The organism is Cognatiluteimonas telluris (genome assembly GCF_011320095.1).
GTDB classification, from domain to species: Bacteria; Pseudomonadota; Gammaproteobacteria; order Xanthomonadales; family Xanthomonadaceae; genus Cognatiluteimonas; species Cognatiluteimonas telluris.
Genome location: NZ_JAANOY010000112.1, coordinates 1 through 703 on the forward strand (window position 1 = coordinate 1; position 703 = coordinate 703).

1 protein-coding gene is annotated in these 703 nt (G+C 56.8%); it reads right to left on the reverse strand.

Features of this window, described 5'->3' with window-relative positions; translation table 11 throughout:
• Positions 1–187 precede the first annotated feature (187 nt).
• A partial coding sequence (locus G7B67_RS13240) for a DUF6869 domain-containing protein (protein ID WP_207780952.1) occupies positions 188–703 on the reverse strand: 516 nt, incomplete at its 5' end.

Genomic DNA, 703 nt, shown 5'->3' on the forward strand with positions numbered 1-703 from the left:
GTACCAGCGCGCTGCTGCCGCCAGATCAGCCACCGGGTAAATTGCTGTGCGAAGCCCGAGAATCATCGTTGCTTATCCGAGTAACAGTCTGAAACGGTCAGCGCGCTAACACCTGAATTAAGCCGACCCGCCCGAGAAGCCCGCTGGAGCAATGCAGCCACGAAGCGGGTTCGGCTTGAATGAATTGTTAGGCGTGCGGGCCGACCTCAGTGCAACCCAGCGCCAAATAACGCAGGGTAATTGGATCACGGCCCGCAGGCACCCAAACGTGTTCAAAGAGGCGAGCAAAGCGAGGGTTCTCCTTGGCCTGTTGCTCAATCCTATCCACGAACGCTTCGCCATGATCTTGAATCAGATCCTCAAGCGGACCAGTGCCCAACATGCCAAAAGCAGCCGCGCTGATGCACAGTGGCTCGGCTACCAAAACAAACTGCCAAAGTCTCTCCGCGTCTCCAAGCAGGTCGTGAACCACGAAGATGGGCGCCCACTCGGCCTCCGTGCGTTCGCCATCAATTTCTTGGGATGTCGCCCAGGCAGCTGCTAGCTCTTCGAGATCTCTGTTCACTTCAACCCGCCGCCTAACACCTGAATTAAGCCGACCTGCGTAGTGGAGGCAAAAGGTGGCACGCTTTTCAGTGCCGCCTTTTGCTGGAACGAAGCGGGTTCGGCTTGAATGAATTGTTAGGCCTCGCAGGTTAACACT